18 protein-coding genes and 1 pseudogene are annotated in these 24744 nt (G+C 63.2%); 14 read left to right on the forward strand and 5 right to left on the reverse strand.

What is annotated here, in order from left to right:
- The first annotated feature begins 292 nt into the window (after positions 1-292).
- From L1P05_RS09185 to L1P05_RS09195, 4 genes are all read left to right on the forward strand, one after another.
- Positions 293-4855, forward strand: a complete 4563-nt coding sequence (locus L1P05_RS09185; RefSeq protein ID WP_012848749.1) for a CHASE domain-containing protein — start codon at positions 293-295, stop codon at positions 4853-4855.
- Between the two features lies 1 nt (position 4856).
- The gene (locus tag L1P05_RS09190; RefSeq protein WP_012848750.1) at positions 4857-5816 is read left to right on the forward strand and encodes a diguanylate cyclase domain-containing protein; all 960 of its coding nucleotides are present in this window, start codon (positions 4857-4859) and stop codon (positions 5814-5816) included.
- A gap of 178 nt (positions 5817-5994) precedes the next feature.
- Positions 5995-6126, forward strand: a complete 132-nt coding sequence (locus tag L1P05_RS17515; RefSeq protein WP_012848751.1) for a hypothetical protein — start codon at positions 5995-5997, stop codon at positions 6124-6126.
- 394 nt (positions 6127-6520) lie between these two features.
- Positions 6521-7810, forward strand: coding sequence for an MFS transporter (locus L1P05_RS09195; RefSeq protein ID WP_012848752.1), 1290 nt, complete (start codon positions 6521-6523; stop codon positions 7808-7810).
- 41 nt (positions 7811-7851) lie between these two features.
- On the opposite strand, the gene L1P05_RS09200 is transcribed toward L1P05_RS09195, so the two are convergent.
- Both L1P05_RS09200 and melA read right to left on the reverse strand, forming a co-directional pair.
- Positions 7852-8406, reverse strand: coding sequence for a beta/gamma crystallin-related protein (locus L1P05_RS09200; protein WP_012848753.1), 555 nt, complete (start codon positions 8404-8406; stop codon positions 7852-7854).
- Positions 8407-8554: 148 nt separating this feature from the next.
- Positions 8555-9907, reverse strand: coding sequence for an alpha-glucosidase/alpha-galactosidase (gene melA / locus L1P05_RS09205; protein WP_012848754.1), 1353 nt, complete (start codon positions 9905-9907; stop codon positions 8555-8557).
- 245 nt (positions 9908-10152) lie between these two features.
- Between melA and melR the strand changes: the two genes are divergently transcribed.
- The 3 genes from melR (at position 10153) to L1P05_RS09220 (ending at position 13689) form a co-directional block, all read left to right on the forward strand.
- Positions 10153-11094: a transcriptional regulator MelR gene (gene melR, locus L1P05_RS09210; RefSeq protein ID WP_012848755.1), complete on the forward strand. Its 942-nt coding sequence runs from the start codon at positions 10153-10155 to the stop codon at positions 11092-11094.
- A gap of 253 nt (positions 11095-11347) precedes the next feature.
- Positions 11348-12718, forward strand: coding sequence for a surface lipoprotein assembly modifier (locus L1P05_RS09215; RefSeq protein ID WP_012848756.1), 1371 nt, complete (start codon positions 11348-11350; stop codon positions 12716-12718).
- 14 nt (positions 12719-12732) lie between these two features.
- Entirely contained in the window at positions 12733-13689 is a 957-nt protein-coding gene (locus L1P05_RS09220) for a transferrin-binding protein-like solute binding protein (protein ID WP_012848757.1), read from the forward strand.
- A 37-nt stretch (positions 13690-13726) separates the two neighbouring features.
- On the opposite strand, the gene ygbI is transcribed toward L1P05_RS09220, so the two are convergent.
- Positions 13727-14506, reverse strand: coding sequence for a DNA-binding transcriptional repressor YgbI (gene ygbI, locus L1P05_RS09225; RefSeq protein WP_012848758.1), 780 nt, complete (start codon positions 14504-14506; stop codon positions 13727-13729).
- A 203-nt stretch (positions 14507-14709) separates the two neighbouring features.
- Between ygbI and ltnD the strand changes: the two genes are divergently transcribed.
- The 5 genes from ltnD to L1P05_RS09250 all read left to right on the forward strand — a co-directional run bounded on the left by ltnD (position 14710) and on the right by L1P05_RS09250 (position 19745).
- Positions 14710-15630: an L-threonate dehydrogenase gene (gene ltnD / locus L1P05_RS09230; protein ID WP_012848759.1), complete on the forward strand. Its 921-nt coding sequence runs from the start codon at positions 14710-14712 to the stop codon at positions 15628-15630.
- Positions 15627-16886 carry a 3-oxo-tetronate kinase gene (gene otnK / locus L1P05_RS09235; protein WP_012848760.1) on the forward strand — a complete coding sequence of 420 codons (1260 nt, stop codon included), beginning with the start codon at positions 15627-15629 and terminating at the stop codon, positions 16884-16886. The genes ltnD and otnK overlap by 4 nt, the downstream gene beginning before the upstream one ends.
- Positions 16883-17521 carry a 3-oxo-tetronate 4-phosphate decarboxylase gene (otnC, locus tag L1P05_RS09240; protein WP_012848761.1) on the forward strand — a complete coding sequence of 213 codons (639 nt, stop codon included), beginning with the start codon at positions 16883-16885 and terminating at the stop codon, positions 17519-17521. The genes otnK and otnC overlap by 4 nt, the downstream gene beginning before the upstream one ends.
- A 2-nt stretch (positions 17522-17523) precedes the next feature.
- A complete protein-coding gene (locus L1P05_RS09245) occupies positions 17524-18300 on the forward strand; it encodes an HPr family phosphocarrier protein (protein WP_012848762.1) in 777 nt (258 codons plus the stop codon).
- 74 nt (positions 18301-18374) lie between these two features.
- On the forward strand, positions 18375-19745 hold the full coding sequence (locus tag L1P05_RS09250) for a GntP family transporter (protein ID WP_012848763.1): 1371 nt from the start codon (positions 18375-18377) through the stop codon (positions 19743-19745).
- Positions 19746-19838: 93 nt separating this feature from the next.
- Here L1P05_RS09250 and copM read toward each other — a convergent pair whose 3' ends face one another.
- Positions 19839-20198, reverse strand: a complete 360-nt coding sequence (gene copM, locus L1P05_RS09255) for a CopM family metallochaperone (protein WP_012848764.1) — start codon at positions 20196-20198, stop codon at positions 19839-19841.
- Positions 20199-20392: 194 nt separating this feature from the next.
- Between copM and L1P05_RS09260 the strand changes: the two are divergent.
- Together L1P05_RS09260 and L1P05_RS09265 are read left to right on the forward strand one after the other, a co-directional pair.
- A pseudogene (locus L1P05_RS09260) lies at positions 20393-21355 on the forward strand (PLP-dependent cysteine synthase family protein); the annotation flags it as partial.
- A 26-nt stretch (positions 21356-21381) separates the two neighbouring features.
- A complete protein-coding gene (locus L1P05_RS09265; protein ID WP_012848766.1) occupies positions 21382-22524 on the forward strand; it encodes a trans-sulfuration enzyme family protein in 1143 nt (380 codons plus the stop codon).
- A gap of 60 nt (positions 22525-22584) precedes the next feature.
- Here L1P05_RS09265 and L1P05_RS09270 read toward each other — a convergent pair whose 3' ends face one another.
- Entirely contained in the window at positions 22585-24231 is a 1647-nt protein-coding gene (locus L1P05_RS09270) for an alpha-keto acid decarboxylase family protein (protein WP_012848767.1), read from the reverse strand.
- Between the last annotated feature and the right edge of the window lie 513 nt (positions 24232-24744).

Consider the following 24744-nt stretch of genomic DNA (forward strand, 5'->3'; position numbering starts at 1 on the left):
GCATTCCCGGCATTAATCAACACGCAATCCAAACTTTTTTTTAATCATTCAAAATATTTTTGAGCCAAACGCCTCGCCAGACCGCGCCCCGCCTGGCATCTCCCCGTTTCACGCTGACGGCAAATGTTATGCAATATGAGTCAGTGTTGACGATACGTCAGCCATCACCAGGTGGTGTGTAAACAGAAACCAAGCGTCGTGGCAACAAATACCGGCGGCGCTTTTTGACCGCCTCAGAAAAATTGAACTAGCCTATTGAGAGAGCGCACGATGAATCTAACCAGGATCCCCCATGGCACTCCATACGACGCAGACAGTCACTCCCACGACCGCCGCCTATCGCCTCTCGCTGGCGGTGCTGGTGCTGGGCATCCTGTTATCCGCCGCCGGTGCCCGTTGGCTGTATAACCAAATCAAAAGCAATACAGAGGCCGACTTTGCCCGCAACGTTGAACGGGTCTCCGGCGAGATCAGCCGACGCTTTACCCAGCCCCTCTACGGGCTGAGCGCCGTCAGCGGGCTATACACCACCTATCACCAGGTCAGCTACGACCAGTTTAGCGACTACGTTCGCGCGCTGGATCTGCCCAGAGAGTACCCCGGGGTACGCGGCATCGGCTTTATTCAGCGCGTGGCCCGCGCCGATCTATCGCGCTTTGTGCAGCAGGCGCGCATCGACGATAAGATCGACTTCACCCCCCACCAGATCCAGCCGCAGCGCGATCCCGAGCTGTACCTGGTTAAATACGTCCAGCCGCTGACGCCCAACCAGGCCGCGCTGGGGCTGGATCTGCGCTCCGAAGCGGTGCGCTGGGCCGGGCTGCAGCAGGCCATCGACAGCGGTCTTCCCACCCTGACCGGCCATATCCACCTGGTTCAGGACAGCAAACAGCAGCCCGGGGCGCTGCTCTACCTGCCGGTCTACGCCGTCGATGCGGCGCTGCTGCAGACCCCGGAGCAGCGCCGCGCCGCGCTGCTCGGCGTGATCTACTCCCCGCTGGTCATCGCCGATCTGCTCAACAACATTCCCGAGTACGCCTCCGGGCGGGTAGATATCGAGCTGTATGACACCCGCGGCGAGATGAACAGCGACAACCTGATCTTTGACGCCGACGGCAGCAAGCGCCTGCAGCACGGCATTATCGATGACCATTCGCCCCAGGAGATGCGCGCCCGCGTCTTTATCCACACCCTGCCGCTATCCCTGCCGGGGCGTACCATGATGCTGCGCATCAGCAGCACCTCCCATTTTGAGGCCTCGATAAACTACTACTCACCCTGGCTACTGTTTACCTTCGGCGTACTGCTGAGCGTGCTATTCACCAGCCTGCTGCGCCAGCAAATCCTTGGCCGCTTCCGCGCCGAACGGCTGGCGCAGGGCATGACCGCCGATCTGGAGCGTCTGGCGCTGGTGGCGCGCAACACCTCCAACGCGGTGATCCTCACCGACCCCCAGCGGCGGATCACCTGGGTAAACGATGGCTTCGAGCGCATCACCGGCTATCGCCACGACGACGTTCTCGGCAAGGTGCCCGGCGCGCTGCTGCAGTGTGAAAAAACCGATCCGCGGGTGATACAGGCGGTGCACCAGGCGCTGGATCGCGGCCTGGCGTTTAAGGGGGAACTGCTCAACCGCGGCCGCGCCGGCGAGGAGTACTGGATCGAAATGGAGATCCAGCCGCGCTACGACGCGGAGCACCGACTGATCGGTTTTATGGCCGTCGAATCCGATATTACCGAGCGCAAGAATACCCAGCACCGGCTGGAGGCGGCGCTGCGCGACAACGATGCGCTGCTGGCGACGCTTAACGTGCACGGCATCATCGCCATCACCGACCGCCACCGTCGGCTGATCGAGGTCAACGACGCCTACTGCCAAATCACCGGCTACCCGCGCGAGGCGCTGCTGGGGCAGCCTCCCTCTATCGTTAACTCCGGTACCCAGTCCCCGGCCTTCTGGCGCCAGGCGTGGGAGCTGCTGTTGGCGGGGCAACCCTGGCGCGGCGAGGTGTGTAATCGGGCCAGAGATGGCCGGGTGTACTGGGTCGATACCACCATCGCGCCGTTCAAAGACGCCGACGGACAGATCGATAAATACATCTCCATTCAGTTTGATATTACCCAGGCCAAAACGCTGCAGACCAACCTGAGCATCGCGCGCAACCAGCTGCTGCGCGCCACCGAGGTCGCCGAACTCGGGGTGTGGAGCTGGAGCATGGCCGACGGTACGCTGATCTTTGACGAGACCATGAACGCCATCTACGCCATTCCCCCGGAGATGCAGGACCCCCACCGGCTGTACGCCTACTGGCACACGCTGATCCACCCGGACGACGTTGAAGAGGTCGATGCCACGCTGCAGGAGACCCTGCGCGCCGGACAGGGGCACGTATGTCGCCAGCGCTTCCGCATCCGGGTCGGCGATCAGGAGCGCATCATCGAATCCGCCGCCGTCGTCGAGCAGCAGGGCATCGGGGATACCCTGATGCTGGTCGGCATCAACCGCGACATCACCCGCCAGCGCCAGGCCGAAGCCACCCTGCAGGCCGCCAAGCTGGCGGCGGAAAACGCCAATCAGGCCAAGTCTGCCTTTTTGGCCAATATGAGCCATGAGCTGCGCACCCCGCTCAACGCCATTCTGGGCATGCTCACCCTGCTGCTGAAATCCGGCCTGACCCACCGTCAGGCCGACTACGCCACCAAGAGCGAGGCGGCGGCGCGCGCGCTGCTGCGCCTGCTCAACGACATTCTCGACTATTCCAAGATCGAGGCCGGCAAAATGGAGCTGGAGACCGAGCCCTTCAGCCTGTGCAACCTACTGCAGGATCTGGCCGTCATTCTCTCCAGCAGCTCACGCCAAAAGCCGGTCGAGGTGCTCTTCGATATCGATCCGAGCCTGCCGCACTGGCTGGTCGGCGACAGCCTGCGACTGCAGCAGGTCCTGATTAATCTGGGCGGCAATGCGCTCAAGTTTACCGAACGGGGCGAGGTGACCCTCTTTATCAGGCTGCTGGCCCAGGATCAGCAGACGGTCACCCTGCACTTCGGCGTTCGCGACACCGGCATCGGTATCGCGCCGGAAAAACAGCGCGCCATCTTCAGCGGTTTCTCTCAGGCCGAGGCCTCCATCACCCGCCGCTTCGGCGGCACCGGCCTTGGGCTCTCCATCAGCCAACGCTTTGTCACCATGATGGGCGGCACCCTGCAGGTTGAGAGCGAGCCCGGCAAAGGCAGCCTGTTCCACTTCACCCTGACCCTTCCGCTGGCCGCGGCCGACGCGCACCCCGACGATCAGTCGCAGCGTCTGACCCTGGCCGGGCTGCATGTCCTGATGGTGGATGACAACCCGACCGCCTGCACCCTGCTGCAGCGCATGGGGACCACCCTGGGCTGGGAGGTCGACACCGCAGGCTCCGGCGAGCAGGCGCTGGCGCGCATTGCCGAGCAGCAGCGCGCGGGCACCCACTACGATGTGATGTTTGTCGATTGGCTGATGCCGGGCCTGGACGGCTGGCAGACCATTCAGCGCCTGCACCAGCAGATACCGGATACCTCGATGCCGCTGCTGGTGATGGTGACCGCCAACGATCGCGACTGCCTGCTCCAGCGCAGCAGCGAAGAACAGGGGGTACTGGATGGCTTTCTGGTGAAGCCGGTCACGCCGCAGATCCTGCTGGAGACGGTGCTCAGCGCGCTGCATGCGCGGCAGGAGTCGAGCCAGCAGGCGATCGCCCTGCCGGCCCCGCGCGCGCGCGCCACGGGCAAACAGCTCAGCGGCGTCCGTATCCTGGTGGTGGAGGACAATCTGAATAACCAGCAAATCGCCCGAGAGCTGCTGGAGGATGAGGGCGCCAGCATCACCCTGGCCGCCCAGGGACAAGAGGCGGTCGACCGCCTGCGGGCCAGCCCGCAGGGGTTTGACCTGGTGCTGATGGATCTCCAGATGCCGGTCATGGACGGCATCAACGCCACCCAGTATATCCGCCGCCACCTTGGCCTGCGCAGCCTGCCGATCATCGCCATGACCGCCAATGCCATGGCCTCCGATCGCCAGGAGTGCCTGGCCGCCGGGATGAATGACCACATCGGCAAGCCCTTTAACCTGCGAGAGCTCATCCATGCGATTCAAAAACACCTGCCCACCCTCCCGGCGCCCGCGCCGGAAACCGAGCCGCCCCCGCCGCCGTCGGCCCTGCCAGAGGGGCTGACGCAGGCGGCGGCCCAGGCGGGAATTTCGCTGAGCGGCGCGCTGGAGCGGCTGGAGGGCGACCTGGCGCTCTACCAGCATCTGCTGAGCCTGTTCCTCGGCGAGCTGCACGATTTTCCCGACAGCTTAACCCGTCAGCTGGACGACCAGGATCTGGCCGCCGCGACGCGCTCGCTGCATACCCTGAAAGGGCTGGCCGCCCAGCTGGGGCAGGATGCCCTGTTCACCGCGGCGCGCGACGGCGAGGCCCGTCTGCGCCAGGCGCCCGGGGGACTGTTGAGCGCCGAGCTGCGCGAGACGGCGCTGGCCGTCGCGACGCTGTGCCGCCGCCGGGAGCCCGCGCTGATCGCGTTTTGTCAGCGCCTCGCCGACGATCTGCCGCCGACGGCGGCGGCGGCGACGCAGGCCCAGCCGCCCGCGCCGCCGCTGCAGACCCAGCTACACGATCTGATCGCCCTGCTGGAGCGCAGCGACATGGCGGCGCTGGAGCAGATGCGGCGTCTGGCCGCCAGCCCGCAGGGGCAATCGCTGGGCGACACGCTGAAAACGCTGGATGCCGCCGTCAATCGGCTCGACTTTAATCGGGCACAGGCGATTTGCCGCCAGTGGCTAGCCCAAGCATCGTCAACCGATAAGGAAATGGATTGATATGTTAGACCAACTGACTCCCTACAGCGCCTTTAACCTGCCCGGTCGAGAACGACCGCGCCTGCTTATCGTCGACGACGAGCCGATCAATATCCAGATCCTGTACCAGCTGTTCGCCGACGATCACACTGTGTTTATGGCCACCAATGGGCAGCAGGCCCTCAATATCTGTATGAACCAGCACCCCGATCTGGTCCTGCTGGATATTGAGATGCCGGAAATGAACGGGCTAGAGGTCTGCCAACGCCTCAAGGCGTCGCCGCAGACACAGGATATTCCGGTGATCTTCATTACCGCCCATATCGACGAAGCCATGGAGACCACCGGGCTGCGGGCCGGGGCGGTGGACTTTATCAGTAAACCCATAAACCACAACATTGTGCGGGCCCGGGTGAATACCCATCTGCTGCTGAAGATGCAGTCAGACCTGCTGCGCCAGCTGGCCTATCTGGATGGGCTGTGCGGGGTGTACAACCGCCGCTATTTTGACGTCCGTTTCGCCCACGAGTGGCAAAACGTCCAGCAGCACCAGATCCCGCTGAGCCTGATCCTGTTCGACGTCGATCTGTTCAAGGATTACAACGATCTGTATGGCCATCTGCGCGGCGATGATGCGCTGCGCCAGGTGGCGGCCACCCTGCGCGGAACCCTGAACCACCCCGGCGATCTGGTGGCCCGCTACGGCGGCGAGGAGTTTATCTGTCTGCTGCCGGCCACCCCGCTGGCCGATGCCCTCGCCTGCGCGGAGCGGATGCGCAGGAGCATTCTGGCGCTGAGCATCGAGCACGCCCGCTCGCCGGTCTCATCCTACCTGACCGTCAGCGCCGGCGTCTGCAGCGTCACACTGACCGGCGACGCCCGGGGCGTCGACTTCCTGCAGCAAACCGACTCGCTGCTCTACCAGGCCAAGTCACAGGGGCGTAACCGCTGCTGCGCGGCCCAGTTCAACCCGGAGGCCTAGACCGTACTCCGTCGCGGGACGCGTGCCAGAAGCATCGACGCCACGCACAGTGGCGGCCCCCAGCCTGGCCCCCCAAGCGCGACGGGGGGATTCATTCTTCGCCACGCTTTGTGCTACATTGAGCCCCGGCGGGCCTTCCCACGGCCGGGTACAGTCGGCGGAAAACGGAGAGATCAACATGAAGAAAATGGGTACGCTGCTGCTCCTGGGCGGTCTCTCCCTCGGCGTCAGCCTGCTGGGCGTCCTGCTGTTCCTGGCGGTGATCTATCTGGACAAGGCGCGCTTCTTCGCGCTGCTGCATCAGCTTTAACCCGGCGATAGCCTCTGCGCCGCCGCGCACCCTTTTCCCTGCGCCTTTCCCTGCGCCTGCCGGCGCCGCGCCACGCGATAGCCCTTATCCCCCTATCTCCCGATGACCTACGCCGCGGCACCCCCCCCAGTCTCCGCAGACGCTCTCCACTACGCCTCACCACGCCCACGCCCCCGGCATTGCACCCACATTGGTTAACCAAATACCCTAAAAACAATTAATTTGGCATACCAATATTACATTCATGATTAATATCACACATTAATGTTTATTTTTTATGTACTATCGCCTCATCGTTTTCACGCTGTGGAGACCCGCTGTTTTACGCATTGGCAAGGCTGTGGCACTACCCCAAACATAACAAAACCAACAACCGAATAACCAAGAGATTACTATGAAAAAGATCAAGAATTTTCGGTGGTATATGATCTTGCTGGTCTGCTTCATTACCATCATTAACTACCTCGACAGAACCGCGCTCGGCATCGCGGCACCCACGATCATGGAGAGTACCGGGATCACCAAAGAGCAGTACTCCTGGGTGGTCAGCGCCTTTCAGCTGGCCTATACAATTGGTCAACCAATCATGGGATTTTTCATTGATACCATCGGCCTGAAGCTCGGCTTCTTTATCTGCGCCATCGTCTGGGGGCTGGCCACCATGGGGCATGCGCTGACGGGCACCTGGCAGGGGCTGGCCTTTATGCGTGGCCTCATGGGATTCAGCGAGGCCTCCGCCATTCCCTCCGGCGTCAAAACGGCGTCGACGTGGTTTCCGGCCAAAGAGCGCGGCATTGCCACCGGGGTCTTCAACATGGGCACCTCATTCGGCGCCATGCTGGCGCCGCCGCTGATTGCCTGGTGTATCCTGTTCCACAGCTGGCAATTCGCGTTTATCGTCTCCGGTAGCCTGGCTATCGTCGCCGCCTTCGTCTGGTATTTTTGCTATAAGGATCCCAAAGAGGCCAAGCGCCTCTCCGATGAGGAGCGCCGCTATATTGAGGCGGGGCAAGAGTCGTTTCTGCAGTCCGCGACCCAAGAGAAAACCTCGGTTCGCCATATCATCACCCAGCGCAACTTCTGGGGGATCGGCATCGCCCGCTTCTTGGCCGATCCGGCCTGGGGAACCATTAACTTCTGGGTGCCGATCTTCTTCGTGGAGACCCTGCACTTCAGCCTGAAAGAGATCGCCATGTTTGTCTGGCTGCCCTTTCTGATGGCGGATCTCGGCTGTCTGGCCAGCGGCTTTGTGGCCAAGTTTTTCAACGACCGCGGCGTCACCCTGATCAACTCGCGCCGCATCACCTTTACGCTGGGCGCGCTGCTGATGACCACCATCGGCCTGGTCAGTATCGTGGAGAATCCCTATATCGCGGTGCTGCTGATCAGCATCGGCGGCTTCGCCCACCAGCTGCTGTCGACGGTGGCCGCGACGCTGGGTGCGGATTTGTTTAAGAAGAACGAGGTGGCGACGGCGGTCGGGATGGCCGGCGCCTGCGCCTGGTCCGGTCAGCTGATCTTCAACCTGTTTATCGGCGCCTTCGTCGGCATCATCGGCTTTGGTCCCTTCTTTATCGCCCTGGCGGTGTTCGATCTGATCGGCGCCCTGGCGCTATGGCTGCTGATCGTCGACCGCCCGCCCGCCGTACACGGCGGCGATGCGCCCCTGGCTGAACCGCGCTAACGCCCAGCGGGGCGGCCACGCCGCCGCCCTGCGCTGCGGGGTTAACGGCTCAGGATCCGGATGGAGCGGATGCGGTCGTTAAACCCGGTCGCCTCCTGCTCCCCGCCGCTGCGGGTATAGTATCCCCCGCTGTAATCTGTCCCTTCGTAAAAACGCACCGTCCACCCCTGCGGCACCGAGAACGAGGAGATACGATCGGCGAAGCGGTAGCGGGAAAGATCGGGGATGTCGCGATCGATGCTCAGCGACGCCCCGCGCTGACGCGAATCTTCATAGACCATCAGGCGATCGGCGCCCTGGCTGTAGCCCTCATCCAGCGTCGTGGTGCTGCAGGTAGCATCCTTGGGCCGACAGAACAGGCTGCCCTCGCCCTGTCCCCGCTCACAGCGCTGCCCCACCTTATAGCGGGCAATCTGCTCGCTGCGCGCGGCGTCGGCATAGACGCTGCTGAACGGCGTGAGCATACAGATAAAGATCCGCCCGCCGCTCTGTCCGCCGCGGTACCCAGATGTATTGTCGATATTATTAATAATGATGGACGCGTCGGCGCAGCCCCCCAGGGTCAGCAGCGATGCCACCAAAAGCGTTCTGAACATAAGTAGCCCTATCTAATAAGTATGCTGTCACGATAGCCCGTCGCACGTAATCCGGCGGCGGGCGCCCATAGTACCCAATAGCCCGGCGCAGGGAATTAAGGGATCGTCTGATTTTCCGCCGCGCCGAGAAGAGCCATCCGCCGTCGGCTCAGCCACGCACCCACGCGGGCAGCCACTCGCCGTGCGCCGCGATGAGATCGTCGATCAGGGCATAGATCTCATCGATGCTCAGCGCCGCGGCCGTATGCGGATCGAGCAGCGCGGCATGGTATATCCGCTCGCGGTTTTCCGTCAGCGCCGCCTCCGTCACCAACGTTTGCACATTGATATTGGTCTGCATCAGCGCCGCCAGGTGCGAGGGCAGCGCCCCGATCCGGGTCGGCTGGATCCCGTTGGCGTCGACCAGACACGGCACCTCCACGCAGCAGCCCTGCGGCAGATTATCGATCAGCCCCGCGTTACGCACATTACCATAGATCACCTCCGGCTCCCCGCTCCACAGCGCATTCATGATCCGGCTGGCATACTCCTGCGACGGCGTAATCGCGATAGGCTGCGCCGTCTGATACGCCGCCAGCTCGCGCTGCCAGTTCGCCATCTGCTCTACGCAGCGCTTGGGATACTCATCCAGCGGAATGCGATAACGCGCGATCAGATCGTCGCGTCCGGGCTTGATAAACCACGGCGTATATTCGGCCATATGCTCCGAGGACTCCGTGACAAAGTAACCCAGCTTCTGCAGCAGCGCATAGCGCACGATATTCTCGCAGCGCAGGTTGCCGTGGATGTTCGGCTTCGGCGCCCGCCCCTCTCGGTAGGCCTGCTGCAGCTGCGGGTAGAGATCGCGATACTGACCGTCTTCGCCGCGCTGCTCCAGCGAAAGATAGAAGGCCATATGGTTAATCCCGGCGCAGCGGTAGCGCAGCTGCGCCGGATCGATATCGAGATCCCGCGCCAGCTCCTCCGCCGTGCCCTGTACCGAGTGGCAGAGACCGACCTGCCGCAGCTGCGGATAACGCGCATACATGGCCCAGCTATTCATCGCCATCGGGTTGACATAGTTCAGCAGCGTCGCCTGCGGGCACTCCGCCATCATCATCTCGCCTAGCTGCCACAGGTGTGGAAAGGTACGCAGCGCGCGCATAATGCCGGCCGGGCCCAGGGTATCGCCGATGGTCTGGCGCAGGCCATGGCGCGCGCAGACCTCAAAATCGGTGACCGTGCAGGGCGTATAGCCACCGATCTGAAACGCCACCACCACAAAATCGGCCCCCTGCAGCGCCGGACGCAGCGTCGTATGGCACTGAATGCGTCCAGTGGCCCCGGTCGCTGCCATCAGCCGCCCCACGACGATCTGCGACTCGGCCAGACGCTGCGCATCGATATCCATCAGCGCGATATCCGCCCCTCGCAGCGCGGGGCGCTGGAAGACATCCCCGAGAATATTCTTCACAAAAATGGTTGAACCGGCGCCAATAAAGGCAATTTTAGGTGCGTTCATCGTCTCTCTCCCATAAAGGTCATCGCTGGGGGGCATCGTGACACGCCGGGCGGATCCACGCGTCCGCCTTCTGCCCAAAGCATTCCCATTTCCTCGGATTTGTCGATCTAGGTTCAAAAAAATAACTTTCTGGGAGAGAAATAGGTCAAAAGATGAGGAAAAGCGACAGAATAGCGGCGAGACTATCGACAGCGCGGTGATCCGGTGAGGCCTCTGCCGCACCGGAGATCAGCAGGAGGAAAACCATGGAAGCGCGTCGCCGCCAAGAGGCCCCCGCGGAGCTGATGTGCAACAGCACCGATCCGCAGCCGCACAGCCCCCTGATGCTCTATACCGAGCATCAGCGCCTGACGATCGCGCTCTGTCCGCCGCAGGCGATGGCCGCCAGCCACTGGCACGCCCAGGTCGAGCTCAATATCCCTTTCGACGGCGAGATAGACTACCGCATTCACGATCGGACGCTGCGCATCCCGCAGGGACATATCGCCCTGTTCTGGGCCTGCACCCCCCACCGCCTCGTCGATCCGGGGCGCTGTCGCAGCATGGCCCTGCTCAGCCTGCCCATGCATCTGTTTCTCGCCTGGCCGTTGGATCCGCAGCTGCTCAGCCACATTACCCACGGCAGAGTGTTGACCTCTGCGCATCCGGCGCGGCTAACGCCCGTTGAGATCGGGCGTTGGCAGCAGGATCTGCAGAGCCCATGCCCGCAGATGCGGCAGCTGGCCAGCGATGAAATCCTGCTGATGCTAAAGCGCTTTAGCCTCTCCGGCTGGCACGCCATGCAGCCCGGCGGCGACGATCCGCGCGCGGGCAGCGGCCAGGGACTCTCCCGCCATGCCTTGTTCTACGTCGGCCAGATGCTGACCTTCACCGCCGCCCACTACGATCGTGCGCTGACGATAGAGCAGGTCGCCCGGCACGTCGGCCTCAACGCCCACTATGCGATGGGGCTGTTTCAGCGGGTGATGCAGATGACCCTGAAGCAGTACATTACCGCCATGCGCATCCACCATGTCCGGGCGCTGCTGAGCGATACCGACAGAACGGTCCTCGATATCGCGCTCACGGCGGGGTTCAGCTCCAGCAGCCGCTTTTACAGCACCTTCAGCAAATACACCGGCATGTCGCCGCAGCAGTACCGTCGGCTGGCGCGCTCGGGCGCGGCGCAGCGCTCCTCAGTAGATTAATTTATCGCCATATTGCTATTTATTAGCAATAAATACTAAATTTAAATTTTTTAATAGCTGTAAAGTCCAACAAAATGGTATTTTCAGGATCAAGTCGCTAGCCAGACTCATTCATCACACATAATCAGCCAAACTCGTTGACACCCACCACGCCGTTTAACGTTGGTTTAATTTCAAAATGAATGCGTATGTAATAATTTATTACCAACGCAAGCATCGCTTTTATAAGCGTGTATTATAAGCAATTCATTAGATGCTGATTAAAATAGAACCGCCGCTTTTACAGATAGGTTCCGCTATTCTGTTAAGCGTATTAACCATGAGCGCAGCAGATGCTGCTAGCGCGCCTCAAGCGGTAAAAAATACCCTTGTCCTTTCTCAAGAAGCATTAAAAACGCACCCTCAGATTATTTTCCAAGGCATGATCCAGGCGGTGATAAAATCAGACGCCGCCGCCGTCAAGATCTTGCTGCCTCTTTATCAGGCGCAGGCAGGATACGATCCGACCCTGGCCGCATGGGGCAAGGCTATTTTAGCCAAAGAGGACGGTAACTATCGCGACGCCATTCGTTATTACCGCCGCGTCATCGCCAAGGAACCACAGCTAAATATTGCCCGACTGCAGCTGGCTATCGCGCTGTTTCAGAATAAAGACCGCGCCTCTGCGCTACTGCAATTCAATAAGCTGCGGGCTAATAGCAACGGCGAAAGAGTCAATGAGATAGTGGATGGCTATATCAGGGCAATACAGCGGAAAGACAGCTGGTCATTCAACGTAGGCGTTAACTATATTAATGAGAGTAACATTAATAATGCGCCAGACGCTAACGTAAAAATTGGTCAGTGGCAGGCTGAGAAACGGCAAAGCGGACAGGGCTTTTCCTACTATCTTAGTGGTAGCAAAACCTGGTCATTGCCGGAGGGGCTGTTCAGCGAGGTCCGTACGCTGGCCTACGGGAAGTACTTCACCAACAATCATCGCTACGATCAGGCAACGGCCCGTCTGAGCGCAGGTCTGGGCCTACGCGATATCAACGCCTCCCTGCTGCTCTTGCCCTTTATAGAGCGCGAATGGGCATCGGATAATCAGGCGCCCTCCCTTTCTAGCGAAGGAGCATCGCCGGGGCTGCGTATTGAGACAGAATACCGTCTGAGCCCTCGCTGGAAAATCGATGTTGACGCTGAGAAAAGTCACACTACGAATAAACATCACGCCCAACGCGACAGCAAAAATCATCTGCTGTCTGCGACACTCTATTATTTTCCCAGCCCCGAGCAATTTTGGTTTTGGGGTAGTGACTACCAGCGTGAAAACGTTGAGCGTAAGAGCATAGCCTTTCAGAAAATAAAGTGGCGAGGCGGCTGGGGAAATGAGTGGCCGGGCGGCATATCCAGCATCATGCAGATAAACTACGCCAATAAGTTTTACGATAGCGCTGACTTCTTCGGAATTCAGCAAAGAAATAAAGAGTACGGCGCCCTGATAACGCTCTGGCACCGTGACATTTATTACTTTGGTATCACGCCAAAAATCAACCTGTCATATTTTAAAAGTGACAGCAATCATCCATTTTATGAATACGATAAAAAAATGGTCTTCCTGACCTTTAGCAAGCTTTTTTAACGATAGGGATAACAATGAAACCACGCTATAGCACACTCTTCTTACTCTTATCCTCTGCGCTGTTGACCGCCTGCTGCGGCGGCGGCGGCGGCGGTAGCGATGCCGCGCAGGCGCAGGCCATCGCGCCGGTGGCCCCGGCCTCCCAGTCCATCGCGCCGGTAGCCCCGCCCTCCCAGCCCATCGCGCCGGTGGCTCCCGCCTCTCAGGCCATTGCGGCAGCGCCCGAGGTGCCCCCCGCCGCGCTCCCTGCCGCCGCCTTCGGTGAGCCAGGGGCGGTATACCGCGCACAGCTGCGGGAGATCGGCCCCCATGACACCATCAAGATATACGGTTTTGACGCACTCAGCCCCGACAGCGAGTTCACCGTTAAAGTCGAGGGGACCGATATCGCCATCGAGGTCACGCCCCTCCCCCAGCGCCATGAAAAGGATAGCCGCACCATTAACGATCAGACAGTCCTGACGCTGCGCGATGCCGATGGCAAGCTGGCGGGTTACTATGGCCATGTGCACACCTATACCCACCGCGAGACGGCGCAGGATGAAGACGATCAGGATCAGACAACCAGCAGCCTGGTCTACGCGGTCAACGCCAGCGAAAGGCACCGCCCTGAAACCCAGGCGGACTATGAAGGCACGCTGTTTTATAACCACTTCGATATCCAGCGCGAGGCCGCCATCCGCCTGCACTATCAGGACAACAAGATCACCGGCAATATCAAGGGCAGCGGCCTAGCCCGCGATATCGACTACGTTATCCGAGACGATGGCGGCAACACCGTCAGCGAGGAGGGCGCCTTCGGCGCCAGACTGCACCATGTCAACGCGCCGCGCAACGCGGTGAACGGCCACCTGATCGGCGGCTTCTATGGCAAAGAGGGTGAAGTCGCCGCCGGCGAAGTCAAATTTATCGATGACTACAGCGTAGAGCGCGGCGGCGTCTTCGGCGCACAGCGGGTCAAGCGCGACTGATCCGGCCTGGGCATGGCGATACCGCCATGCCCTATGCCTATGCCTCCCCGTCGGCGGCGCGCGCCAGCGTTAGGGGGATCTCCGCCCGGGCCATCGCCCGCACCGCCGCCTCCGGCAGCCCATCGTCGCTGATGATCAGCTCAAACTGCGCCAGCGGCAGGGCCAGCCAGGTCGCTATCTGGCCATACTTCGTCGAGTCACACACCAGCACCCGCTGACGGCTGGCCTGCGCCACCGCGCGCTTCACGCACACCTTCGCCTCATCGGGGGTGGTAATGCCGCGCAGGCTCCAAGAAGAGGCCGAGATAAAGGCCTGATCGATAATCACATTACGCAGCATTGCCGCCGCCGCCTCGCCGGTGCAGGAGCGGTTCTCCCGGCACACCGCGCCGCCGGTGTGAATAATTGTGCAGCTGCCGTGATCCATTAGAAAATCGGCGATCACAAAGTCATTGGTCACCACCGTCAGATCGGCCACCGCCGTCAGCTGCCGGGCAATGCTCAGCGTCGTAGTACCGGCATCCAGATAGATGCAGCTGCCCGCGGCAACCCGGCCGGCCGCCAGCTGACCAATGGCCTGCTTCTGCCGCTCCGCCATGGCCGTCTTGGCCTGATGCGACGGCTCCTGGGCCAGGCGCGCCGGCGACTGAACCCCGCCGGAAACCGCCACCACCGCCCCCTGCGCCTCCAGCTTCTGCACATCCCGCCGCACGGTCATATGCGAAACTTGCATACGACGGGTCAACTCCGCGATGCTTACTACCCCCTTCTCCGCCACGATGGTGAGGATCATCTGTCGCCGCTCTGCAGGGATCACCGGTGCCTCCTTAGTCTGTTTTCGCCAATTTTACGCCATTTATCTTACCGCAGTGTAGCCGGGCTACTATCGCAGCGCCCTATCTCACAAATATTCACGCATATGTGAATATTTGTGAGGATAAACACGGTTGCCGCGCGCCAGCACGCTTAATATTCACACAAAATAACATCCACTAACTTTAAGTAACATGGAGGGGCACTATGGCAACGACGACAGCCTACCGGGTTGGCGTAGTGGGGCTCGGCGCGATGGGAATGGGTGCCGCGCGCGCCTGTATCGACGCCGGACTGATCACCTATGGCGCCGATATCGATCCCGACGCCCGCCAGACGCTGCAGCGGTACGGCGGACGCGATGTCGCCGCCAGCGCCGTCGACTTTGCCGCGCAGCTGGATGCAGCGCTGATCCTGGTCGTCAACGGCGCGCAGGCCAAAGGGGTGCTGCTGGGGGAGAATGGCCTCGCGCGTCACCTGCGCCCCGGCACGGCGGTGATGCTCTCCACCACCCTCTCCGCCGCCGACGCCCGCGAGATCGCCACCGCTCTGGCGGCCTACGATCTGGAGACGCTGGATGCCCCGGTCTCCGGCGGCGCGCTCAAGGCCCGGGCCGGTGAGCTGACCGTGATGGCCGCCGGCAGCCAGCAGGCCTTTGCCCGCCTTCAGCCGCTGCTGGACGCCATCGCCTCCACGGTATATCCCCTGGGCGACGACATCGGCCAGGGCGCCACGGTCAAGATCATCCACCAGCTGCTGGCCGGCGTCCATATTGCCGCCGCCGCCGAGGCCATGGCGCTGGCGGCGCGCGCCGGGATCCCGCTGGAGCAGATGTACCAGATCGTCACCCACGCGGCGGGCAACTCCTGGATGTTTGAAGACCGTATGCGCCACGTCGTGGCGGGCGATTACCGGCCGCGCTCGGCGGTCGATATCTTCGTCAAGGATCTCACCCTGGTCGCCGAAACGGCCAGCGCCCTGCGCTTTCCGCTGCCGCTGGCCTCGACCGCCCTGACCATGTTTACCGCCGCCAGCAGCGCCGGACTCGGGCGGGAGGACGACAGCGCGGTGATCAAGATCTTCGCCGGTATTCCCCTGCCGGGTGTAGACGCTAAGGAGGCCCCATGAGCCGTCTGGGCGTCATCGCCGATGATTTCACCGGCGCCACGGATATCGCCAGCTTTCTGGTGGAGAACGGCGTCGCCACGGTACAGTTTAACGGCGTACCGTCGCAGGAGGCGCCGCCGACCTGCCGGGCGCTGGTCATCAGCCTGAAGATCCGCGCCTGCCCGCCCCACCAGGCGATCGCCCAGGCGCTACGGGCGCTGGCGTGGCTGCAGCGCCAGGGGTGTCATCAGTTCTACTATAAATACTGCTCCACCTTCGACAGCACCGCGCAGGGCAATATCGGCCCGGTCACCGACGCGCTGATGCAGGCCCTGCGGCTTCCCCTTACCGTCCTCTCTCCGGCGCTGCCGATCAACGGGCGCACCGTCTACCAGGGCTACCTGTTTGTGATGGATAGGCTACTGGCGGAGTCCAGCATGCGCCACCACCCCCTGAATCCGATGCGTGACAGCTACCTTCCCCGGCTGATGGAGGCCCAGGCCAGCGGGCGCTGCGCCGTGATCCCGCTACAGACGCTGGCGCGCGGCGCCGACGCAACGCGACAGGCCCTTGAGGCGCTGCGCCAAGAGGGCTACCGCTATGCGGTGCTGGATGCCACGGAGGAGCGCCATCTGCATATTCAGGGCGAGGCGTTGGCGGATCTGGCGCTGGTCACCGGCGGATCCGGGCTGGCTATCGGGCTGGCGCGCCGCTGGGCTCACCGCGCAGCCGCGGCACACGACGCCGGCTATCCGCGCGCCGGGCGGGCCATCGTGCTCTCCGGCTCCTGCTCCGCCATGACCCAGCGCCAGGTGGCGCACTACGCCGCCCGCGCCCCCTGGCGACAGATCGAGGTCGACCGCTGCCTGACGCCGGAGGCGCGCCGTCGCTACGCCGATGAGCTGAGCGAGTGGGCGCTGGCGCAGCCCGCCGCCGACCCGGCGCCGCTGCTCAGCGCCACGGTGTCCGTGCAGCAGCTGACGCAGACGCATGCCCAGCACGGCCCACGGGCCAGCCAGGCGGTAGAGGCGCTGTTCTCCGCGCTGAGCGAACGCCTCGCCGCCGGCGGGATCGTGCGCTTCATCGTCGCGGGGGGCGAGACCGCCGGGGCGGTCTCCCAGGCGCTCGGCGTCAGCGGGTTTTACATCGGCCCCACCATCGCCCCCGGCGTGCCGTGGGTCAACGCGCTGAACCGGCCGCTTTCGCTGGCGCTGAAGTCCGGCAACTTCGGCGCCGAGGCGTTCTTTACCCATGCCCAGTCGGCGTTTCCCGTATGACGCAGCGCGCAGACGCCATGCAAACCCAGCGCACTGAGATGGTGCAGCTCGCCGCCTCGCTGTTTCAGCGCGGCTACGCCACCGGCGCCGCCGGTAACCTGTCGCTGCGCCTGGCGGACGGCAGCCTGCTCGCGACGCCCACCGGCGCCTCGCTGGGGCGGCTGTCACCGCCGCGCCTGTCGCACCTGAGCGCCGACGGCGTATGGCGCGACGGCGACCAGCCCACCAAGGAGCTCCCTTTCCATCTGGCCCTGTACCAAAACAGCCCGCGCTGTCAGGCCGTAGTCCACCTGCACAGCCCCTGGTGTACCGCCCTCTCCTGCCTGGAGGGGCTGGATCCGCGCAGCGCCATCCGCCCCATGACCCCTTACCTGGTCATGCGGGTGGGCGATGTGCCCGTGGTGCCTTACCACCGCCCCGGCGACGCCCGGCTGGCCGATGCGCTGGCCGCGCTGGCGCCCAACCACCGCGCCTTTCTGTTGGCCAACCACGGCGTCGTGACCTATGGCGACAGCCTGCAGGAGGCCGTCAACAACGCCGAGGAGCTTGAAGCGACGGCCAGGCTGGTTTTCATTCTGGCCCGTCACCCCGTCCGCTATCTGAGCGCTGAGCACATCGCCCAGCTGAGGAGCTGATCATGCCGCGTTTTGCCGCCAACCTATCGACGATGTTCTGTGAATACCCCTTTACGGAGCGCTTTGCCGCCGCCGCACAGGCGGGGTTTCACGCCGTGGAGTTCCTGTTCCCCTACGGGCTGACGGCGGCCGATCTCCGCCGCCGACTGGATGCTCACCACCTGACCCTGGCGCTATTCAATACCCCGCCGGGCGACGCCAACGCGGGGCAGTGGGGGCGGAGCGCGCTGCCGGGCGCCGAGGCCGCCGCCCGCGCCGACATCGATCTGGCGCTGACCTACGCACAGGCGCTGGGGTGTCAGCGGGTCCACGTCATGGCGGGCGTCATTCCGCCGGGCGAGCGCCCCGCCGCCTGCCGCCGGGCGTTTATTCGCAATCTGCGCTACGCCGCCGACCGCTTTGCCGACCACGGCAAACAGATCCTGGTGGAGGCCCTCAGCCCCGGCATCAAACCCGGCTATCTGTTTTCCAGTCAGTACCAGGCGCTGGCGATCGTCGATGAGGTGGATCGCCCCAACCTCACCATTCAGCTGGATCTCTTTCACGCCCAGCGGGTCGATGGCAACCTCACCCAGCTGATCCGGGACGCTGCCGGACGCTATGGCCACGTCCAGATCGCCTCGGTGCCCGACCGCCGCGAGCCGGACGAGGGAGAGATCAGCTACCCGTATATTTTCAACCTGCTGGATCAGGTGGGCTACACGGGCTGGGTCGGCTGTGAATATACCCCGCGCGCCGAGACGCTCTCTGGGCTAGGCTGGCTGACCGCCCTGCGCTAGCCACGCCCCGCGGGGCATCGGATCCCGCCCAACGCCCGCCGCACGGCGGTGCATCACCACAGGAGGCCGACAGCATGTCAACCATCGCGCTACTCTCCATCGCCCTGCTCGGGGTGATCTTGTTACTGTGGCTGGTCATCCGTCTACGGGTACAGCCCTTTGTCGCCCTGCTGCTGGTCAGCTTTCTCGTCGCGCTGGCCAGCGGTATCCCGCCCGGCGAGGTCACCAAGGTGATGATCGCCGGCATGGGGGGCGTCCTCGGCTCGGTCACCATGATCATCGGCCTCGGCGCCATGCTGGGCAAAATGGTCGAGCGCTCCGGCGGCGCAGAGTCGCTGGCCAACGGCTTCAGCCGCCGTCTGGGGCCGAACCGCACCGTCGCCGCCCTGACGCTGGCGACCTTTTTCCTCGGGATCCCGGTGTTCTTTGACGTCGGCTTTATCATCCTGGCCCCCATCATCTACGGCTTTGCCAAGGTCGCCCGGACATCGCCGCTCACCTTCGGCCTGCCGGTGGCCGCGGTGATGCTGACGGTGCACGTGGCGCTGCCGCCCCACCCCGGGCCGGTCGCCGCCGCCGGGCTGCTGGCGGCAGACGTCGGCTGGCTGACCCTTATCGGTCTGGCGGTGTCCATTCCGCTGGGCGTCATCGGCTATTACGCGGCCAAGTGGCTCAGCCGACGCCGCTACGCGCTCTCCATCGAGGTGCTGGAACAGATGCAGCTCACCCCCGCCGACGCGGGCAACGCCCCGCCGCAGTCCGATCGTATCAATCCGCCGAGCGCCGCGCTGATCGTCGGGCTCATCGTGGTTCCCATCGGGCTTATCATGATCGGCACCGTCTCGGCGACGCTGATGCCGGCCGATCACCCCCTGCTCGGCACGCTGCAGCTGCTGGGCGCCCCGGCCACGGCGCTGATGATAGCCCTGCTGCTGGCCTTTTGGCTGCTGGCGCTGCGCCGCGGCTGGAGTCTGCCGCATACCGGCGACGTCATGGGCAGCGCGCTGCCGACGGCGGCGGTCGTGATCCTGGTGACCGGCGCCGGCGGCGTCTTTGGACGGGTGCTCGTGGCGTCCGGGGTCGGCGCCGCGCTGGCCGCTACGCTACAGGCCATGGCGCTGCCGCTGCTGCCCGCCGCCTTCATCATTTCACTGGCGCTGCGCGCCTCGCAGGGGTCGGCGACCGTCGCCATCCTGACCACCGCCGGCCTGCTGGCAGAGGCCGCCGCCGGACTCGATCCGCTACCGCGCGTTCTGGTCACCCTGGCCGCCTGCTTCGGCGGACTGGGCGCATCGCACATCAACGACTCGGGGTTCTGGATCGTCACCCGCTATCTTGGGCTGTCGGTGGCCGACGGCCTGAAAAGCTGGACGCTGCTAACCACCCTGCTCGGGTTCAGCGGGTTTATCATCGTCTACGGGATCGGGCTGGCTATCGGCATGTGATGCGCCGCCGCGGGCGGCAGCCCGGCGGGCTAGCGGGAGCGCGGCGCCGTATGCTCACGCGCGGCATACGGCGCCCCGAGGGGGAGGGAGAAATTACCTGCGCGCGCTGGCGTCCGGATGGGCGGCCAGCCACGCCTTCATCTCGTTGATCTCTTTCTCCTGAGAGGCAATGATGCTTTTCGCCAGCTGACGCATCTGCGGATCTTTACCGTACTTCAGCTCGACCTTGGCCATCTCAACGGCGCCGATATGGTGCGGCAGCATCCCGGCGGCGAAGGCCACATCGGGATCGTTGCTCATCATGCCCTTCATCATATCCTCATGCATGGTGCCCATGGCACCGTGCAGCTCATGGTGCATCGCCGCCGCCTGCTCTGCGGGCAGATCGGCCGCCAGCGCGGGCGCCGCGGCAGCGGCCAGTAATAACGCGCTCGCTAACGCTATCGTTTTCATACAACGCTCCTGTTCGGTGGGATACTGCAGATAATCCTAATCCCTCCCCTAAGGGGAAGGTCAAGGGGGCTTTCGCCGCACGCCCGGCGCCCGAGTCATATTCATTTCCGTTCTAACTGTTTACTTTATATTCTTTAGCGAGCTAACCGCGCCACGCTATAGTCCGGACTACCGCTCACTCACCCGGGCCCCTTATGATCACGGACTCCCTACTGGATTTAATTGGCAATACGCCGCTGCTGCGCCTATCGCGCTTCGACAGCGGCCCCTGCGAGCTGCTGCTAAAGCTGGAGAATCACAATCCCGGCGGCTCGATTAAGGATCGCGTCGCCCTGTCGATGATCAGCGCGGCGGAGCGCAGCGGCGCCCTGCGCCCCGGCGGAACCCTGATCGAGGCCAGCGCGGGCAATACCGGACTGGGGCTGGCGCTGATTGCCGCCCACCGGGGCTACCGCCTGATCCTGGTGGTGCCGGACAAGATGAGCGGAGAGAAGATCGCCCATCTGCGGGCGCTGGACGTCGACGTTCGGCTGACCCGCTCCGACGTGGGCAAAGGTCATCCTGACTACTATCAGGACTATGCCCGCCGCCTCGCCGAGCAGACGCCGGGCAGCCTGTATATCGACCAATTCGCTAACCCGGCCAACCCCGCGGCCCACGAGGAGACCACCGCCCGCGAGCTCTGGCGCCAGACCGGTGGCCGGATCGACGCCATCGTGGTTGGCGTTGGCTCCGGCGGTACGCTCCACGGCCTGCACCGCTTCTTTTCCCGCTATTCGCCGCACACCCGCTTCATCCTCGCCGATCCCTGCGGATCGATCCTGGCCGACGCGGTGCAGCACGGCCGCCACCGGGCGGCGGGCAGCTGGCTGGTCGAAGGGATCGGCGAGGACTTTATTCCCCCGCTGATGAAGACGGAGGCGATCAGCCAGGTCTACCGCATCCCGGATCGGGAGGCGATTGCCACCGCCCGCGCCCTGCTGAGCCGCGAAGGGGTGCTGGCCGGCTCCTCCACCGGCACCCTGCTCGCCGCGGCGCTGCGCTACTGTCAGGCGCAGCCCCGTGCTCAGCGCGTGGTGACCTTTGCCTGCGACAGCGGCAACAAGTATCTGTCCAAGATGTTTAACCCCCAGTGGCTCAGCCAAAACCAGCTGATTTAGCCCACCGTTGTTAAGGAGACGCCATGCGTCAGTTTGCGACCCAAAGCGTACACAGCGGCAGCCATGACGACGCCTATGGCGCGGTAATGCCGCCGATTTATGCCACCTCAACCTTTGCCCAGCGCGCGCCGGGCGAGCACCGCGGCTTTGAATACGCCCGTAGCGGCAACCCCACGCGCCAGGCGCTGGAGCAGGCTATCGCCGAGCTGGAGGGGGGACGACAGGGCTATGCCTTTGCCTCTGGGCTGGCGGCTATCGCCACGGTGCTGGAGCTGCTGGACAGCGGCAGCCACATCATCGCGCTGGACGACGTCTACGGCGGCACCTGGCGCCTGCTGGAGTGCGTGCGCAGTCGCAGCGCCGGGCTGCAGGTCAGCTGGGTGAGCCCCGACGACCTGGCGGGAATCGAGGCCGCCATTCGGCCACAGACCAAGATGATCTGGGTAGAGACGCCGACCAATCCCCTGCTGAAGCTGGCGGATCTGCGCGCCATCGCCGCGCTGGCGCAGCGCCACGATCTGCTCTGCGTCGCCGACAATACCTTTGCCTCTCCGGCGCTGCAGCGGCCGCTGGAGAGCGGGTTTGATATCGTCGTGCACTCGGCCACCAAGTACCTCAACGGTCACTCCGACGTACTGGCCGGGCTCGCCGTGGTGGGCGACAACCCGCCGCTGGCCGAGCGTCTGGCCTATCTGCACAACGCCCTCGGCGCCGTACTTGACCCGTTCAGTAGCTTCCTGACGCTGCGCGGGATCCGCACCCTGGCCCTGCGCATGGAGCGCCACAGCACCAATGCGAGCGCGCTGGCGCAGTGGCTGGCGCAGCACCCGAGCGTCGAGCGCGTCTACTATCCCGGCCTGCCAAGCCACCCGCAGTACGCGCTGGCGCAGCGGCAGATGCGCCACCCCGGCGGCATCATCTCCTGCGTGCTGCGCGGCGATGCCGAACAGGTCGCTCAGCGCATCGGGCGGCTGCGTTTGTTTACCCTGGCCGAGAGCCTGGGCGGCGTGGAGAGCCTGGTCTGTCAGCCCTTCAGCATGACCCACGCCTCGATCCCGCTGACGCAGCGGCTGGCGCGCGGCATCGCTCCCCAGCTCATCCGCCTGTCGGTCGGCATCGAAGATGTCGCCGATCTGCAGGCAGACCTCGCACAGGCGCTCGACTGAGCGCCTGTGCGAGGAGCCGTAATGAAACAAGCGGCCATCCTCCGATGGCCGCCCCGCGCCTCAGGCGGAGTAGAGCGACGTCAGCGCGCCGTGCATCTTCTCCAGCAGCTCAGAGGTGACATACTTATCGGTGACGACCTCGATATAGGCGCCGCAGTCACCGGCTTCGGCATGGCGAATCGCCTCATCCAGCGCCTCGCAGGTGGTCACCCGGGCGGTAAACCAATCGCGGCAGCCCAGCCCCGCCGGCAGTTGACTGTAGTCCCACTGCGCCAGATCGTTGTAGTAGATGTCGCCGTCCTTGCACAGCATACGCTCGACCAGATAACCGCTGTTGTTCACCACAAAGATCAGCGGCTTCAGGCCAAAGCGATAGAACTGGCCGATCTCCTGCGCCGTCATCTGGTGCGAGCCTTCGCCGGTGATCAGAATGGTGCGCTTCTCCGGCTCCGCCATCGCTACGCCGAATGCCGCCGGCGTCGCCCAGCCGATGGAGCCCCACAGGGTCTGCTGATAAAATACGGCGCCCTGCGGCATCTGGGCGAACGCCAGCCCCATGGAGGTGGTGCCGGTCTCCGCCACCAGCCGATCGTTCGGCTTCAGCATCTGCTGCCAGCGTGCGTAGAGGTACTCCGCGGTCAGCTTGCCGCTGCCGCTCACCGCGGGGATCCCCTGCACCGTCGGCATATCGTGACGGCGGGCCCGGCGGGTCACCCGCCCCACCAGTCCGTTCAGCACATCCTTCATCAGCACGTTTTCATAGACCGCCTTACCGATACGGACCGACTCCGGCTCTACGCTGATGCACTGCGCCTCGTCCAGGTTCGAGGTAAACGCCCCGGTGTTAAAGTCGCTCATGATGGTGCCGATTTGCAGTACGCAATCGCTGCTCTCCACAAACTGGCGTACCCGTTGGTCCATCAGCTGACCGACATACATCCCAACGTAGTTCGGATGGGACTCATCGATCACGCACTTATCCATCATCATGGTGGCAAACGGCAGGTTAGCGGCGTCGATCAGCGCCGTCGCCGCCTTCTGTGCGCCGTGGCGGGCCAGATAAATCCCCGGCAGCGCGCAGACGCTATCGCTGTTATTCAGCCGCTCGGCGATAACATCGATCACCGCGTTCAGGGTCAGCGGATCGCTGACGGGGGCTACCGGCTGCGGCGCGGCGCTCACCACGATCGGCATCGTGGCGTAATCGCTGGGAAAAGCCATATACACCGGCTTACGGTAGCGCAGCGCCGCCGCGATCAGACGCTCGGTCTCGGCGATGCAGTTTTCCGGCGTCATAATAGCGCGGGCGCAGACAAAGGAGGCCGTGGCCTCATAGAACGCCGTAAAGTAGCCGTTGCCCAGCGTATGGTGCACCCGCTCCCCCTGCGCCTGGACGTGGCTGGCCGGCATGCCGACCAGGTGAAACAGCGTGACCGACTCGGCGCAGGCGCCGGCGATGCCGTTTATTGCGCTCAGCTCACCCACGCCAAAGGTGGTGCTCAGCGCGGCCAGGCCCTGGGTGCGGGCATAGGCATCGGCCGCATAGGCGGCGTTCAGCTCATTACAGTTGCCTATCCAGCGCAGGCGTTTGTCCGCACAGATGGCATCCTCAATCGGGAAGGCGTAATCCCCCGGAACGCCGAAAATGTCATGAATACCCAACTCATATAGCCGTGACAGCACATATTCGATAACCGTTGTAGACATAATAAATTCCCGTTTTATCAGATTGTTCAGTAGGCGTTGGTGCTTTATCGATAGTATTTGGCCGGAGGAAAAATAATAACAACCAGTTATTTTCGTTAGGGCTATAGGAAAAATATATTTGTATTACTAATTAACCTTTACTGATACGGGGACAAATAAAGTCACGTTTCGCCATCGCCTCGCGCGTGCCCCCGTACGACGCGCCGCCCGACCCAACCGGTGACGATAATCACACGAAATCCCCGCGTGACGCGGCCTGCACGTCGCGGCGACGCGGTGTGCCCCGCCAGCGCCCCTACGGCGCAGGGTCGCCCTGAGCGTGCCGCACATATCGAGCGCTACGCTATGCCTTAGCGTTATTCTAGATAGGCCAAAAGATAATCACAGCCCGTAATGCTAAATCGCGTAACGGTTCCCCGTGCCACTATCTTATTCTGGTAAAAATAGATAAAAATCGACGTCCGTTTTCCACGCCCGCAGAAAAAGACAACGCCGCCGACGTAAGCGGCCATA

The organism is Edwardsiella piscicida (assembly GCF_021733145.1).
Classification (GTDB): Bacteria; Pseudomonadota; Gammaproteobacteria; order Enterobacterales; family Enterobacteriaceae; genus Edwardsiella; species Edwardsiella piscicida.

What these genes read in the sequence shown, in the direction of transcription:
- otnC (WP_012848761.1), top strand. Translation starts at nt 16,883, where the DNA reads ATGACGCAGCGCGCAGACGCCATGCAAACCCAGCGCACTGAGATGGTG.
- L1P05_RS09215 (WP_012848756.1), top strand. Translation starts at nt 11,348, where the DNA reads ATGCTGATTAAAATAGAACCGCCGCTTTTACAGATAGGTTCCGCTATT.
- melR (WP_012848755.1), top strand. Translation starts at nt 10,153, where the DNA reads ATGGAAGCGCGTCGCCGCCAAGAGGCCCCCGCGGAGCTGATGTGCAAC.
- copM (WP_012848764.1), bottom strand. Translation starts at nt 20,198, where the DNA reads ATGAAAACGATAGCGTTAGCGAGCGCGTTATTACTGGCCGCTGCCGCG.
- L1P05_RS09195 (WP_012848752.1), top strand. Translation starts at nt 6,521, where the DNA reads ATGAAAAAGATCAAGAATTTTCGGTGGTATATGATCTTGCTGGTCTGC.
- L1P05_RS09185 (WP_012848749.1), top strand. Translation starts at nt 293, where the DNA reads ATGGCACTCCATACGACGCAGACAGTCACTCCCACGACCGCCGCCTAT.
- ltnD (WP_012848759.1), top strand. Translation starts at nt 14,710, where the DNA reads ATGGCAACGACGACAGCCTACCGGGTTGGCGTAGTGGGGCTCGGCGCG.
- L1P05_RS09245 (WP_012848762.1), top strand. Translation starts at nt 17,524, where the DNA reads ATGCCGCGTTTTGCCGCCAACCTATCGACGATGTTCTGTGAATACCCC.
- L1P05_RS09200 (WP_012848753.1), bottom strand. Translation starts at nt 8,406, where the DNA reads ATGTTCAGAACGCTTTTGGTGGCATCGCTGCTGACCCTGGGGGGCTGC.
- L1P05_RS09190 (WP_012848750.1), top strand. Translation starts at nt 4,857, where the DNA reads ATGTTAGACCAACTGACTCCCTACAGCGCCTTTAACCTGCCCGGTCGA.
- L1P05_RS09270 (WP_012848767.1), bottom strand. Translation starts at nt 24,231, where the DNA reads ATGTCTACAACGGTTATCGAATATGTGCTGTCACGGCTATATGAGTTG.
- L1P05_RS09250 (WP_012848763.1), top strand. Translation starts at nt 18,375, where the DNA reads ATGTCAACCATCGCGCTACTCTCCATCGCCCTGCTCGGGGTGATCTTG.
- L1P05_RS09220 (WP_012848757.1), top strand. Translation starts at nt 12,733, where the DNA reads ATGAAACCACGCTATAGCACACTCTTCTTACTCTTATCCTCTGCGCTG.
- L1P05_RS09265 (WP_012848766.1), top strand. Translation starts at nt 21,382, where the DNA reads ATGCGTCAGTTTGCGACCCAAAGCGTACACAGCGGCAGCCATGACGAC.
- otnK (WP_012848760.1), top strand. Translation starts at nt 15,627, where the DNA reads ATGAGCCGTCTGGGCGTCATCGCCGATGATTTCACCGGCGCCACGGAT.
- L1P05_RS17515 (WP_012848751.1), top strand. Translation starts at nt 5,995, where the DNA reads ATGAAGAAAATGGGTACGCTGCTGCTCCTGGGCGGTCTCTCCCTCGGC.
- melA (WP_012848754.1), bottom strand. Translation starts at nt 9,907, where the DNA reads ATGAACGCACCTAAAATTGCCTTTATTGGCGCCGGTTCAACCATTTTT.